The sequence below is a fragment of the Kitasatospora sp. NPDC047058 genome (genome assembly GCF_040643935.1).
GTDB lineage: Bacteria > Actinomycetota > Actinomycetes > Streptomycetales > Streptomycetaceae > Kitasatospora.
Window position 1 is genome coordinate 1 of record NZ_JBEYVJ010000202.1, and the last position, 13,031, is coordinate 13,031.

The 13,031-nt window shown below is 74.2% G+C and carries 10 protein-coding genes and 3 pseudogenes; 8 read left to right on the forward strand and 5 right to left on the reverse strand.

Annotated elements, in window-relative coordinates; all coding sequences use genetic code 11:
• Positions 1–90: 90 nt before the first annotated feature.
• Positions 91–1,734: an NPCBM/NEW2 domain-containing protein gene (locus ABZ885_RS25500; RefSeq protein WP_360192972.1), complete on the forward strand. Its 1,644-nt coding sequence runs from the start codon at positions 91–93 to the stop codon at positions 1,732–1,734.
• On the opposite strand, the pseudogene ABZ885_RS25505 reads toward ABZ885_RS25500, so the two are convergent.
• A pseudogene (locus ABZ885_RS25505) lies at positions 1,688–1,969 on the reverse strand (VOC family protein); the annotation flags it as partial. The gene ABZ885_RS25500 and the pseudogene ABZ885_RS25505 overlap by 47 nt on opposite strands.
• A gap of 156 nt (positions 1,970–2,125) precedes the next feature.
• Here ABZ885_RS25505 and ABZ885_RS25510 point away from each other — a divergent pair.
• Positions 2,126–2,224, forward strand: a pseudogene (locus tag ABZ885_RS25510) (IS5/IS1182 family transposase); the annotation flags it as partial.
• Positions 2,213–2,389, forward strand: a pseudogene (locus ABZ885_RS25515) (DUF6624 domain-containing protein); the annotation flags it as partial. The pseudogenes ABZ885_RS25510 and ABZ885_RS25515, both read left to right, overlap by 12 nt.
• A 149-nt stretch (positions 2,390–2,538) precedes the next feature.
• Here the strand turns inward: ABZ885_RS25515 and ABZ885_RS25520 are convergent.
• Positions 2,539–2,979, reverse strand: coding sequence for a protein phosphatase (locus ABZ885_RS25520; protein WP_360192946.1), 441 nt, complete (start codon positions 2,977–2,979; stop codon positions 2,539–2,541).
• A gap of 181 nt (positions 2,980–3,160) precedes the next feature.
• On the opposite strand from ABZ885_RS25520, the gene ABZ885_RS25525 reads away from it, so the two are divergent.
• Positions 3,161–4,636, forward strand: a complete 1,476-nt coding sequence (locus tag ABZ885_RS25525) for a glycosyltransferase family 39 protein (protein WP_360192949.1) — start codon at positions 3,161–3,163, stop codon at positions 4,634–4,636.
• 988 nt (positions 4,637–5,624) lie between these two features.
• Here the strand turns inward: ABZ885_RS25525 and ABZ885_RS25530 are convergent.
• Positions 5,625–7,046: a response regulator transcription factor gene (locus ABZ885_RS25530; RefSeq protein ID WP_360192952.1), complete on the reverse strand. Its 1,422-nt coding sequence runs from the start codon at positions 7,044–7,046 to the stop codon at positions 5,625–5,627.
• Positions 7,047–7,200: 154 nt separating this feature from the next.
• On the opposite strand from ABZ885_RS25530, the gene ABZ885_RS25535 reads away from it, so the two are divergent.
• The 4 genes from ABZ885_RS25535 to ABZ885_RS25550 all read left to right on the forward strand — a co-directional run bounded on the left by ABZ885_RS25535 (position 7,201) and on the right by ABZ885_RS25550 (position 11,146).
• Positions 7,201–8,130: an NADP-dependent oxidoreductase gene (locus ABZ885_RS25535; protein WP_360192955.1), complete on the forward strand. Its 930-nt coding sequence runs from the start codon at positions 7,201–7,203 to the stop codon at positions 8,128–8,130.
• Between the two features lie 297 nt (positions 8,131–8,427).
• The gene (locus tag ABZ885_RS25540) at positions 8,428–9,060 is read left to right on the forward strand and encodes an RNA polymerase sigma factor (protein ID WP_360192958.1); all 633 of its coding nucleotides are present in this window, start codon (positions 8,428–8,430) and stop codon (positions 9,058–9,060) included.
• The gene (locus tag ABZ885_RS25545) at positions 9,057–10,196 is read left to right on the forward strand and encodes a CU044_5270 family protein (protein WP_360192961.1); all 1,140 of its coding nucleotides are present in this window, start codon (positions 9,057–9,059) and stop codon (positions 10,194–10,196) included. Before ABZ885_RS25540 ends, ABZ885_RS25545 begins: the two co-directional genes overlap by 4 nt.
• Positions 10,197–10,345: 149 nt before the next feature.
• The gene (locus ABZ885_RS25550; protein WP_360192964.1) at positions 10,346–11,146 is read left to right on the forward strand and encodes an SDR family NAD(P)-dependent oxidoreductase; all 801 of its coding nucleotides are present in this window, start codon (positions 10,346–10,348) and stop codon (positions 11,144–11,146) included.
• Between the two features lie 123 nt (positions 11,147–11,269).
• Here ABZ885_RS25550 and ABZ885_RS25555 read toward each other — a convergent pair whose 3' ends face one another.
• Together ABZ885_RS25555 and ABZ885_RS25560 are read right to left on the reverse strand one after the other, a co-directional pair.
• Positions 11,270–11,941 (reverse strand): ATP-binding cassette domain-containing protein, encoded by a 672-nt coding sequence (locus tag ABZ885_RS25555; RefSeq protein ID WP_360192967.1) that lies wholly within the window; start codon positions 11,939–11,941, stop codon positions 11,270–11,272.
• Positions 11,942–12,058: 117 nt separating this feature from the next.
• Positions 12,059–13,031 (reverse strand): ABC transporter ATP-binding protein (locus tag ABZ885_RS25560; RefSeq protein WP_360192969.1); only part of this gene is annotated, 973 nt, incomplete at its 5' end.

A 13,031-nucleotide genomic window follows, 5' to 3' on the forward strand; every position in this document is an offset into this window, starting at 1 on the left:
CCCACCCGCACCACCTACCGAGGAGGACCTTTGCGTTCCCAGCGCACCGCACTGTCCCGCCGCTTAGCCTCGGCGGTGACCGCCCTGACCCTGCTCACCGGCGGCGGCGCCCTCGCCGTCGGACTCCAACTCGCCACCGCCCCGGAGGCTTCGGCCCTCGACAACGGCCTCAACCGGACGCCGCAGATGGGGTTCAACAACTGGAACTCCACGCACTGCGGCGACCGCTTCAACGAGGACATGATCAAGGGAATCGCCGACCTCTTCGTCAGCAAGGGCCTCAAGGCGGCCGGCTACCGGTACGTCAACCTCGACGACTGCTGGGCACTGCCGGAACGCAACGCGGCCGGCGACCTCGTCCCCGACCCGGTCCGCTTCCCGCACGGGATCAAGGCGCTCGCCGACTACGTCCACGGCAAGGGCCTGAAGTTCGGCATCTACTCCAGCGCCGGCAGCAAGACCTGCGACGTCAAGGGCTTCCCCGGCGGGCTCGGCCACGAGCGGCAGGACGCCGACCTGTGGGCCTCCTGGGGCGTCGACTACCTGAAGTACGACAACTGCAACAGCCAGGGCCTCGACGCCAAGGCGCGCTACCAGGCCATGGGCGACGCGCTGAAGGCCACCGGCCGGCCGATCCTCTACAGCATCTGCGAGTGGGGCAGCACCGGCCCGTGGAACTGGGCCGGCCCGGTCGGCAACTCCTGGCGCACCACCGGCGACATCAGCGACACCTGGCAGAGCATGATCTCCATAGCCCAGGCCAACCAGGGCACCGCCGCCTACGCCAAGCCCGGCGCCTTCAACGACCCCGACATGCTGGAGGTCGGCAACGGCGGCATGACCGCCACCGAGTACCGCACCCACTTCAGCCTCTGGGCCGAGATGGCCGCCCCGCTGATGATCGGCACCGACCTGCGCACCGCCGAACCCGAGACCTTCGAGATCCTCACCAACGCCGACGTGATCGCCGTCGACCAGGACCCGCTGGGCCGGCAGGGCTCGGTGGTCTCCAGCCAGAACGGCCTGGTCGTGATGAGCAAGCCGCTGGCCGACGGCAGCCGGGCCGTCACCCTGACCAACGAGGGCTCCTACGACGCCGTCATCACCACCACCGCCCAGACCCTCGGCATCGGCGGCGCGACCTCCTACACCGTCAAGGACCTCTGGTCGAAGCAGACCGGCACCAGCACCGGGACCGTCAGCGCCACCGTCCCCGGGCACGGCACCGCCATGTTCCGGGTCACGCCCGGCTCGCCGGTCTCCCCGCCCACCGGGACGACCTGGCTGAGCGACCTGCCGTTCGCCTCGGCCACCAACTTCTGGGGCCCGGTCGAACGGGACACCACCAACGGCGACCACGGGACCGGTGACGGAACGACCCTCAGCATCCGGGGCACCACGTACGCCAAGGGCCTCGGCGCACACGCCCCCAGTGACATCGCCTTCCACCTCGGCGGCACCTGCCGGCACCTGGTGACCGACGTCGGCGTCGACGACGACGCCTACGGCAACGGCTCGGTGGTGTTCCAGGTCTACAAGGACGGCACCAAGGTCGCCGACAGCGGCCCGCTCACCGGCAAGGACCCGGCCAAGCACCTCACCGCCGACCTCACCGGCGCCACCACCGTCCGCCTGGTGGCCACCGACGCCGGCGACGGCACCAGCTGGGACCACGCCGACTGGGCGGCACGAGCCCTGTGCCGACCCGCACATCAAGATGCACCCGGTTCTTGACGACCTTGCCTTCGGGAACCCGCTGGAAGAGCACGCGCGGGCCCACACCCGAGGGATCAGTGCACGCGAAGTAGATCTCGTCCTCAGGCGGCAGCGAGTGGTGGTACTCCTCCCACGTGGCAAAGCCCTCCGGGACTGTCGGTACGACGTACCCCAGCACCTCACACCAGAAGGCGGCGAGGCGCGCAGGCTCCGCGCAGTCGAAGGTCACTTGGAACTGTTTGATCGTTGACATCGGCGCACAATAACAGGGGCCCTGCTCATCTCCCCAGGTCGGGAGGTCCGCACGTGATCGGGAGGAGGCGCCTGCCACCCGCTGCCGTGTCGTGCGGTCGCAGGGGTGAACCGAGGTCAGCGCTTCCCCAGAGAGAACCTGGGATGCGATCCCGGCCAGCGGGCCAACCGGCGAGGTCGAGGCAGTCAGGGTGGTCGGCCGGGGGGCTTCGACAAGGAGATGTACAGGCGCCGCAATGAAGTCGAGCGCACGCTGGTGAACGAGGGGCGGGAGCAGATCTACGGCACGCAGATCGCCGGCGTGAGGGACGGCTCGCCGATCCCGTGGCCCTGCGAGGAACCCGAGCGCATGGACGAGCGCCGTGCAGAGGTGGGAATCCCATCCTTCGCCGAGTACATCGCTCAGTTCTCTATCGCCTGACGCCCTGGAACCTGGCGGATCACGTTCACGCCTGATCCGCCGGAACCCTAAGGGTGTTCCGAGGCTTGCACGCCTCCACCGCCGGCAGCGCGCGGCGGCGCCCCGCCCGGCCGGGCCGCTCACCCGAACTACCCGCACCGTGCCACGAACTACCCGAACCGTGCCACGAACCGTCGCTGCCAAGGCGTTTCGACCGCGTGCCGGGAGTAGTGCGTGCGGACGTACGCCACCGCCTCGCCGGGCGGCACGCCGTCGAGGACCGCCACGCAGGCGAGCGCCGTGCCCGTCCGGCCGCGGCCGCCGACGCAGGCGAACTCGACGCGTTCGCCGGCCGAGCGCTCCCACGCCTCGCGGAACGCCTCGGCGGCCTCGGCGCGGTCGGCGGGCAGCCGGAAGTCCGGCCAGCGCAGCCACCGGCTCTCCCACGGGAGGTCCGTCGGCCGGTGGCCCAGCAGGTAGAGGCCGAAGCTGGGCCGCGGACCGGGCGGGAGGGGGTGGCGCAGGCCGCGGCCCCGGACCAGCCGGCCGGACGGCAGCCGCAGCACGCCCGCGGCGGAGGCGTCCCAGAGGTTCGAGGGGGAAGCGGTCATGCGCCGAGCCTACGCCGCGACCCCGTGCAGCCGACTTCCGCGACGGCGACACGCCTGCGACACTTCCCCCATGGGCATTCGGGGGGATGCGCCGGACGATCCGGCCGCGGTGCCGGGACCGTCCGCCACGCCGTTGGCGCCGGAACCGTCAGCGCCGAGCACGTTCACGCCGAGCACGTCGATGCTGAGCCCGTTCGCGGCGAAACCCGTGGCCGGGATCGCCGGTGGCGTGGCCGCACTGCTGGTCCTGCTCGCGGGCCGCTACGGCTACCACCGCGACGAGCTGTATTTCCTGCTCGCCGGGCAGCACCCCGCCTGGGGCTACGTCGACCAGCCGCCGCTGACCCCGCTGCTCGGGCGGGCGTCGACGACACTGTTCGGCGACGGCCTCACCGGCCTGCGGGTGGTCCCGGCGCTGCTGGCCGCCACCACCGTCACCCTGGTCGCGCTGCTGGCACGGGAGTTGGGCTCCGGACGGCGCGGCCAGGTGCTCGCCGCCTGCAGCGCGGCGGTCTCCGCGTTCGTCCTGGCGACCGGCCACCTGCTCAACACCAGCACCTTCGACCTGCCCGCCTGGCTGACCGTCTGCCTGCTCGCGCTGCGGCTGCTGCGCACCGGTGACGGCCGCTGGTGGCCCGCGGTCGGCGCGGCGACCGGGGTGGCACTGCTGAACAAGGACCTCGTCCCGCTGCTCGCCGCCGCGCTCGTCCCCGCCGTGCTGGTGGCCGGGCCCCGGCGGGTGCTGCGCGGCTGGTGGCCGGTGGCGGGGGCAGCCGTGGCCCTGCTCGTCGCGCTGCCCAACCTGTGGTGGCAGGCCGCGCACGGCTGGCCCGAGCTGACCGTGGCCGGCGGGATCAGCGACGAGGACGGCACCGGCAACCGGCTGATGTTCGTGCCGATGCAGGTCCTGTACCTGTCCCCGGTGCTCGTCCCGGTCTGGGCCGCGGGCTTCCGGCGGCTGCGCACCGACCCCGCGCTGCACTGGGCGAAGGCCTTCGCCCTCGCCTACCCGGTGCTCTGCGCGCTGGTGATCATCGGCGGCGGCAAGCCGTACTACGCGTTCCCGCTGCTGTTCGTGCTGGTGGCGGCCGGCTGCGAGCCGCTCGCGCAGCGGCTGGCGGCCCGGCCCCGGCGCCGGCGGGCGGCGTTCGCGGGCTGGCTGGCCTTCGCCGCGGCCGTCAACGCGGTGATCACCCTGCCCGTGCTGCCGGCCCGACTGACGCCCGCGGTGACCTGGATCTACCCCGAGCAGGCCGAGCAGATCGGCTGGCCCGAACTGGCCGCGGCGGCCGCCGAGGGCTGGTCCGCGATCCCGCCCGACCAGCGCGACCGGGCGGTGGTCTTCGTCACCGACTACGGCGAGGCGGGCGCACTCGCCCGGTACGGCCCGGGCCTCGGCCTGCCGGCCCCGTACTCCGGGCACATGAGCCTCGCCGACTGGGGCCCGCCACCGGACGGTTCGAACGGCCCGGTCCTGCTGCTGCACCCCGACGGCTACCCGGCCGTGGAACGCAACTTCACCGGCTGCCGGGTGGTCGCCCGCGTCGACAACGCCCACGGCGTCCCGAACCAGGAACAGCACGCCCCCGTCCTGCTCTGCACCGGCACCACCGCCCCCTGGTCGGCGCTCTGGCCCCGACTGCGGCACTACTACTGATTGACCGTTTCCAGAGGACCGCGCTGCGGGTGGAGCGGCAGTGGATCGGGCGTCAGCGCCTGAGTCGGCCGCTACGTTGGACGCTTTGAGCCGTTGTCCACCACGTGCCGGGTCTGGTGGGAGCTGAGGTATCCCCAGATCGGTGCCGCCCGGCACTCACGCGTGTCCATTTGGCGAACGTGAACCGCAGATAGCCTGTCAGCAAGCGGGTAGGACACGGTGAGCGTGCTGCCGCGTCAGGAGCAATGACCAACGGTAGGCCATTGGTTGTGGACGCGCTCCGATGCCGATACTGCCATGAGGGGGAGCTATGGGGTATGTGGTGGCTGCCGCTCGGGCGGCGGCCGTGGTCGTCGCTACCTGGCTGGCGCTGTTCGTGCTGATGGTGTTGCTGGGATCGCTTCTGCCAGGCCCCAGGCCCCACGGCAGCCTCTGGTCCACGGTCCTCACGCTGTGGCTGCTCTCGCTGCTCCTCGGGCCGCTGGTCGCCTGCGTCGCGTTACGCCGGTGGATCGCAGGCGGCCGAGCCGGGAGTCCGGATGAACCGCTCCCTCCTGGACCGTACGCGCGAGCCGAGCAGGACACGCCGCAGTCCGGCGGGCATACGTGGCGGACGGACCCGCCACCTCCTCTGCAGTCCGACGAGCAGAGGCACTTCCAGACCCCGCGTGCCGCAGAGGACCCGGACGCCGAGGCCCGGCGACAGGCCCGTGCGGAAGCCGAGCGGAAGCATGCCGAAGCTGAGCGCGACGCCCGCGCGAAAGCCGAGCGGGTGCGTCAGGAGGAAGTTCGACGACGAGCAAGGCGCAACCGGCGGCTGCGCGAACGGGGTCGGCGGTACTGACAAGGCGCAGCCAGTCGAGAAGGGAACCGGCTCGGCCATGGTCGGCCTTGCTGGTCCTTTCAGGATGAGTTGGGCTGCTGGCCGACTCCGAACGGCATTCTGAAACGATCTTTAAGGCGTGTCTGCCAGACGCGCCTTGGCGGTTCACGAGGCGGCATACAGGGCGGGCGAGGAGGGCAGGCCGGCGCGGTGGGCCAGGGCGGCCGCCTCGCCGCGCGATCCGACGCCCAACTTGGCCAGGATGTTGGCGACATGGAACTTCACCGTGGACTCGCTGATGTGCAGCGCCCGGGCGATCTCGCGGTTGCGGCGGCCGTGGGCGAGCTGGTCGAGGACCTCCAACTCCCGTGGCTGCAGCCCCTCCAGCGGGTCCGCGGAGAGCGGCGCCGCCGGCAGTTCGAGCGGCAGGTCGACGGTGACGGTGGTGCCCCAGCCGGGGACGGCGTCGACGGTCAGCCGCCCGGCCAGGGCGGCGATCCGGTCGGTGGTCCGGTGGACGGCCAGCGCGTCGGGGGCCAGCAGACCGGGCCCGTCGTCGCGGACCACGGCCCGCAACCCGTCCCCGGCGAACTGCCAACTCACGTGCAGGCGCGTGAGGTCGTCCTGCTCCAGCATGGTGAGCACGGTGGAGCGGACGGCCGCCCGGGCGGTGTGCGCGATGTCGGCGGGGACGGAACGGTCACCGGCCGAGGGCGCGAGCAGGTCGAGCCGGACGGGGCTGTGCCGCAACAGCGGGCGCAGGTCGTCGGCCAGCCGGGCGAACGCGGTGACGGCGGGCTCCTCGCTCAGCTCCCGGTCGAGGTCGGCGCCCGCGCGCAGGCCGAGCAGGGCGTCCACGGCGAGTTCGGTGGCGTTGCGGCGCGCCGTGGCGTCGTCCAGGGCGGCCGAGCGCAGCGGGGCCAGGATCGCGGTGAGCGCCGAGGCGTGCGCGCCGCTCAGCTCGGCGATGGCGCGGGCCCGGGCACCCGCCGAGGCCCGGGACGCGGCCGCGTGCACGGGCGCGGCGTCGGCGGCGCGGTGGTGGGAGTGGGTGGTGACCAGCTCCCAGAACTGCCGGAGGACGCCGAGCGGCTCCGCGGGCAGCGGCGTGCCGTCCTCCCGGACCAGCACCAGCAGCGCCCCGTTGCTCCCGGCCGGTGCCGAGGCGACCGCCACGGCCGGCCGCGGCCGGCCCGCCAGCACCGCCTCGCCCTGCCACACGCGGCCGGGCGGCACGGCCTCCGCCAGCTGGGCCAGCTCCAGGCTGGTGATCCGCCCGGCCAGGTCGGCGGCGCCGTAGGCGTTGGTGGGGGAGTAGGTGCAGACGCCGCTGAGCTGGGCGAGTGCGGTGTGCGGGACGAGGCCGGCGAGGGTCTCGGAGAGCCGCGGCAGCATGGCCGGCCGGGGCGCGCGCAGCACCTCCACGGCCCGCGCCAGCGCGTCCTCGGGGCGCTCCCAGCCGGCGCCCGGCCCGCCGCCCGCCCGGTCCGGGCCGCCCGCCGCCGGGCCCGCCCGCCGGCCTGCCGCACCGACCGCCGCCGTGTCCGCCTGCCGCGCCGCCGTACCGACCGCCACCTCGTCCGTCATGCCGTCGAGCCTAGCCGGGCGGTCCCCGCACCGGCCTGGCCGTTCGGCCAGGCGGAACCGGCCGAACGGCGGGCCGGTGACCGCCCGCCGGGCCACCAGGCTGGAGACGTCACCACGACGAACCTCCCCTGACACCACGAACGGTGGGATCCCCATGACCAAGGCCATCGGCTTCTCCGAGTACGGCGGCCCGGACGTGCTGCGTCCGCTCGACCTCGACCTGCCCGCGCCCGGCCCGGGCCGGGTGCGGGTCGCCGTCCGCACCGCGGGCGTCAACCCGCTGGACCACAAGCTGCGCAACGGCGCCCTGACCGCGCTCTTCCCGCTCACCTTCCCGTACGTCGCCGGCTCCGAGGTGGCCGGCGTGGTGGAGGCGGTCGGCGAGGACGTCACCGCGTGGCGGCCCGGCGACGAGGTGTTCGGCCTGAGCCTCGTCGGCGGCTACGCCGAGCACGTGGTGGTGGACGCCGGCAAGCTGGCCCGCAAGCCCGCCACGCTGGGCTGGGAGGAGGCCGCGGCGATCCCGGTGGCGGCCGAGACGGCCTGGCGGTCGCTGGACCTGCTGGGCGTCACGACGGGCCAGACCCTGCTGGTGCACGGCGCGGCCGGCGGCGTCGGCACGGTGCTGTTGCAGTTCGCCCGCTCGCGCGGGATCCGGGTGATCGGCACCGCGAGCGAGGCCAACCACGCCCACCTGCGCGAGCTGGGTGCGACGCCCGTCGCGTACGGAGAGGGCCTCGCCGAGCGGGTGCGGGCCGCCGCGCCGGAGGGCGTGCACAAGGTGCTCGACGCGGCCGGCCAGGGCGACGTGCTGCCGTACTCGATCGCGTTGACCGGTGGCGCCGAACACGTGCTGACCATCGCCGACTTCGAGGGCGCGGCCGCGCACGGGGTGCGGTTCACCGGCGGCTCCGAGGACGTCGAGTACCACGCCCCGGCCCTGGCGGGCGCGCTCGCCCTGCACGAGGCGGGCACCCTGCGGCTGCCGCTGCATCGGGTGTACCCGCTGGCGGAGGCCGCCGAGGCGCAGCGGGAGAGCGAGCGCGGGCACCTGCGGGGCAAGATCGTCCTCACGGTGGGCTGAGCCCGGCGGGGGGCACGGGGGAAGCGGGGGCAGGGGGAGACGGGGGAAGCGGGGGAACGGGGGAGACGGGGGAACGGGGGCCCGCGGCGCCCGTGCCAGCCGAGCGGCTGGCACGGGCGCCGCGGGCCGAACGCATGTGCGGGCTCGGTCACCGTCGCGTCCGAGCGCGGCTTCGGGACGGCCGCCGCGGTTCGCGTACCGTTCGGTGCGCCATGACCACCGACGCGATCACCCGCGCGGGGCCGACTGTGACGCACGCCACGGGAACCCGCCCCCGGTCCCGGACAGCCGACAGGAGTGACCACAGAAATGCGAACCCGGGTGCGGTCCGGGGATCCTGACGTCTTCGCGGAGCTGTTCGACGGCTACGCACGCACCGTCTACAACCACGCCTTCCGGCTGACCGGGGACTGGTCCGTCGCGGAGGACGTCATGTCGGCGGTCTTCCTGGAGGCGTGGCGGCTGCGCGAACAGGTGGAACCCGAGGGCGGCTCGCTCCGGCCGTGGCTGCTGGGCATCGCCACCAACCTCGCCCGCAACCACTGCCGCAGCAATCGTCGTTACCGGAACGCGGCCGCTGCCGCCGCCGCGGCGGCGGCCCCCGTGCCCGACCACGCCGACGAGGTGGCCGGCCGGCTCGACGACCGGCGGCGCATCGCGGTCACGCTGAACCGGCTGAGCGCGCTGCGGCGGCCCGAGCGTGAAGTGCTCCTGCTGTGCCTGGAGGGTCTGGAGTACGCCGAGGCCGCGCAGGTCCTGGGCATCCCGGTCGGCACCGTCCGCTCACGGCTGTCCCGGGCCCGCACGAAGCTGCGCAGGCTCGCCGACGCCGAACTGAGGAAGAACCGACGGGAACCCGCCGACCGCCCCCGACAGACATATGGCGACCGCGCGAACGCGGTCCGGCCCGCAAAGGAAGGACTCCGATGAACGGCAAGCTTTCGCAGCCTCACCCGGCCGCGTGGGAGGAGACCAAGCACCTCCTGCCGTCCGCGGAGCGCGAGCTACCGGCGGGCCGCCACCAGTTCCACAAGGAGCGCCTCATGGCCCGGATCCGCGACGACCTCCGACCCGCCGACGCCACCCCCGCCACATCTGCCACCCCCGCCACACCTGCCCGTCCCGCTCCCGCCGCGAAGCCGCGCAGCCCGTTCCTGCGCCGTGCGGTCCTCCTGCCCGTGACCGCCTGCGCCCTGGCCGGCGCGGTCGCGACCGGCGTCCACGTCCTGTCGGGCGAGGACGGCACGGGTGACGGCTCCGGCTCGTCGGTCGCCACGGGCCCGCTGCTGACCACCCGGATCGGCGCCGCCGACCCCAACGGCGCGACGCAACTCCTGGGCCGCATCTCCCTGGCGGCCGCCGAGACCTCCGGCCCGGCGGTGCGCGCGGACCAGTTCGTCTACATCGGTTCGACGACGGCCACCACGTACGTGAAGACCGTCGGGGACAAGAGCACCCTGGTCAGCGAGGAACTGCACCTGCGCCAGACCTGGAACTCCCCGGACGGCGCCAAGGGCTGGCTGATCGAGCCCGGCAACACCGGCCGCGACGGCATCACCCTGGAGGGGCCCACCGAGACGGGCAAGGCTCCGACGGCGAACCTCAACGCGCCCACGTACAACTACCTCGCCGGGCTGCCCACCGACCCCGACCAGCTGCTGCAGAAGATCTACACGGAGACCAAGGGGCAGGGCCGCGGCCCCGACCAGGAGGCGTTCACCACGATCGGCGACCTGCTGCGGGGGAGCTACCCGCCGGCCGCCCTCGCGGGCGCGCTCTACAAGGCCGCGGCGAAGATCCCGGGCGTGGTCACGGTCGACGGCGCGGTCGACGCCGCGGGCCGGCACGGGGTCGCGGTCGCCCGGCTGGACGAGACCTCGGGCCAGCGCACCGAATGGATCTTCGACCGGGAGACCTTCGTCTTCCTCGGCGAGCGCACCGTCCAGGTGGAGGGCACCTCCGGCAAGGACGGCATGATCAAGCCCGGCACGGTGGTGTTCACCGTCGCCGTCACGACCCGCGCGGTCGTCGACCGGATCAAGCAGGCACCCGCCCAGGCCGGCTGACCGGCCCGGCCACGGGGTGAGCGGACCTCGTGGCGGGCCCGCGACCGTGCCGGTCGCCGCGGGACCGGTGTTCACGTCCCGGGTGACCGGCACGGCCGCTGGCCCTGCCTCGGTGGCGATCTGACGTTCCGTCGGTAGAGTCCGGTGGCATGACCGAGGTGAGCGGATTGCCCCAGGATGGTTCCGGGTCCGGCGGCCGGCTGGCCGGCAAGGCGTGCGTGGTGACGGGAGCGGCGAGCGGCATCGGCCGCGCGGTGGCCGAACGCTTCGCCCGCGAGGGGGCGTTGGTCGTCGCCACCGACGTCGACGCCGACGGTCTGCGCAGGCTCGCCGAGCGGCTGCCGCAGGCCGTCACCACGGTGGTCGGCGACGTCTCCCGGGACGAGGACGCCCGCCGGATGATCGAGGCCGCGGTCGAACGGCACGGCCGTCTCGACGTCCTGGTGGCCAACGCGGGCGTGATCCCGCTGATGGAGATCACCGACGCGAGCGCCGAGGACTGGGACCACGTGATGGCCGTCGACGGCCGCGGCATGTTCCTCACCTGCAAGTACGCCGTGGAGGCGATGGCCGCACCGCGCGGCACCGGTGGCGCCGTCGTCTGCGTGTCCTCGATCTCCGGCGAGGCCGGACAGCGCGGCCAGGCCGTCTACGGGCCCGCCAAGTTCGTCGCGTCCGGCCTCACCAAGCACCTCGCCGTCGAGTGGGCCGACCGCGGCATCCGGGTCAACGCCGTCGCCCCCGGCACCATCACCACCGAGCGCGTCCGCCGTCTGCAGGACGAGCCGGGCGGCCCCGAGTACCTGGCCGCGATCGAGAAGCTCCACCCGATGGGCCGCCTCGGCGCCCCCTCCGAGGTGGCCGCGGCCGTCCTCTTCCTCGCCTCCGACGACGCCTCCTTCGTCACCGGTGCCGTCCTCCCCGTCGACGGCGGCTACCTCGCGCAGTAGCCGGCGGCGTGTCCGCCGGCCTCGCCGCCGAATGCGACCGGATCGCCGCGGCCATCCGCGAACTCGACGCCATTCGGGGGCTGTTGGGCGCCGTCATGGCCGCCGCGGCGCCGGGTGAACTGGTCACCACGCCCCGGCCGGGCGGGTACTCAGCTCGGAGGGCTCCCCGGAGAAGCCGACCTCGCCGCGGTGCAGCACGTGGACGACTGCTGCGCCGGCCAGGCCGCGGGGCAGCGACTGCGCGGTCAGGACGACGGTGCGGCCCTCGGCGGCGGCCGTGGCGAGCAGGTGCGCGTGCAGCCGCGCGGTGACGGCGGGCGCCAGGCCCCGGTCCGGCTCGTCGAGCAGGAGGAGGCGCGGGCCGCAGGTCAACGCCCGGGCCACGGCGACGAGTTGCTGCTGGCCGCCGGAGAGCGTGCCGGCCGGCCGGGGTAGCAGGGCGGACAGCTCGGGGAAGAGGTCGAGGGCTTCTCCCGACGTCGCGCCGCCCAGCCCGAGGTGCTCGGCCACTGTCAGCGAGGCGAACACCGCCCGCTCCGCCGGCACCAGCGCCATTCCCCGTCGGACCCGCTGGTGCGCACCGAGCGCCGTGACGTCCCGTCCCTGCCAGATCACCCGCCCGGCGGCCGGACGGACCAGTCCGGCCAGCGCGTGCAGCGCACTCGTCCGCCCGGAGCCGTTGCGGCCGAGCAGCACCGTGACCGCGCCCGCCGGGAACTCCAGGTCCACCCCGTGCAGCGCCTCCAGCGGGCCGTACCGCACCCGGACGCCGTACAGCGCGGCTTCGACGGTCATCGGCGGGTCACCTCCGGTGAGCGCGGGCCGGCGGGCGAGCGCGAACAGAAGTGGAAATCTGAAAGTTGAAAGTTGAAAGTTGTCATCTGTTATCTGTCGTCTGTTATCTGTCAGTTGTCAGTTGTCAGCCGTTCGCTCTCCGTCCGCCCCCGCCGCCTCGCCCCAGAGCCGGGCCACCCGGGCATCGCCGAGGACGGGGCTGACCGGACCCCGGGCCACCACCCGGCCGCCCGCCATCACGTACACGGTGTCGGCGAGCTCGCGGACCAGGTCGGGATCGTGCTCGACCAGCAGCAGCGCCATGCCCCGGTCGGCCAGACCGCGCAGCACGGAGACCAGCCGGGCGGTCTGGGCCGCGTCCAGGCCCGCCGCGGGCTCGTCCAGCAGCAGGACACGCGGGTCACCCGCCAGCGCACGGGCCAGCTCCACCAGGCGCAGCACCCCGGTCGGCTGGTCCCCGGCCGGCTGCGCCGCCACGTCCTGGAGGCCGAACAGGCCGAGGGCGCGCGCGGTCGCCGCGTCCACGGCCCGAGGGTCCGGCCGCCGGCCGCGCTGCTGTTCGGCGCCGATCCGGACGTTGTCCGCCACCGGGAGGGTCGGGAAGACGGCGATCTGCTGGAACGTCCGGGCCATGCCGAGCCGGACCCGGGTGTGCGCGGGCAGCCGGGTGACGTCGCGGCCGCCGAGCAGCACCTGGCCGGCGTCCGGGCGGGCCGTCCCGGCCAGGCAGTCGAACAGCGTGCTCTTCCCGGCGCCGTTCGGCCCGATGAGCGCGGTGATCCGCCCCGGTGGCGCGCTCAGGTCCACCCCGGCGACGGCCTCGATCCCGCCGTACCGGCGCACCAGCCCCCGCGCCGTCAGCCGGGCCCGGCCACCGGCCGGGTGCGTCCCGGCCCCGCCCGCGCGGTGCACGGCCCCGCCCGGACGGTTCACGGCGCCGCCTCCCGGGAGGGCCCGCCCCGGCGGGCGGCCATCAGGGTGCGGGCGCGGAGCCCCGCCGGGGTGAGCCGGCCCGGGGGGAGCGGCGGGAGCGGCGGGGGCGGTTCCGGCGGGCGGCGGCCGGGCAGCCGGGCCACCACGCCCGCCAGGC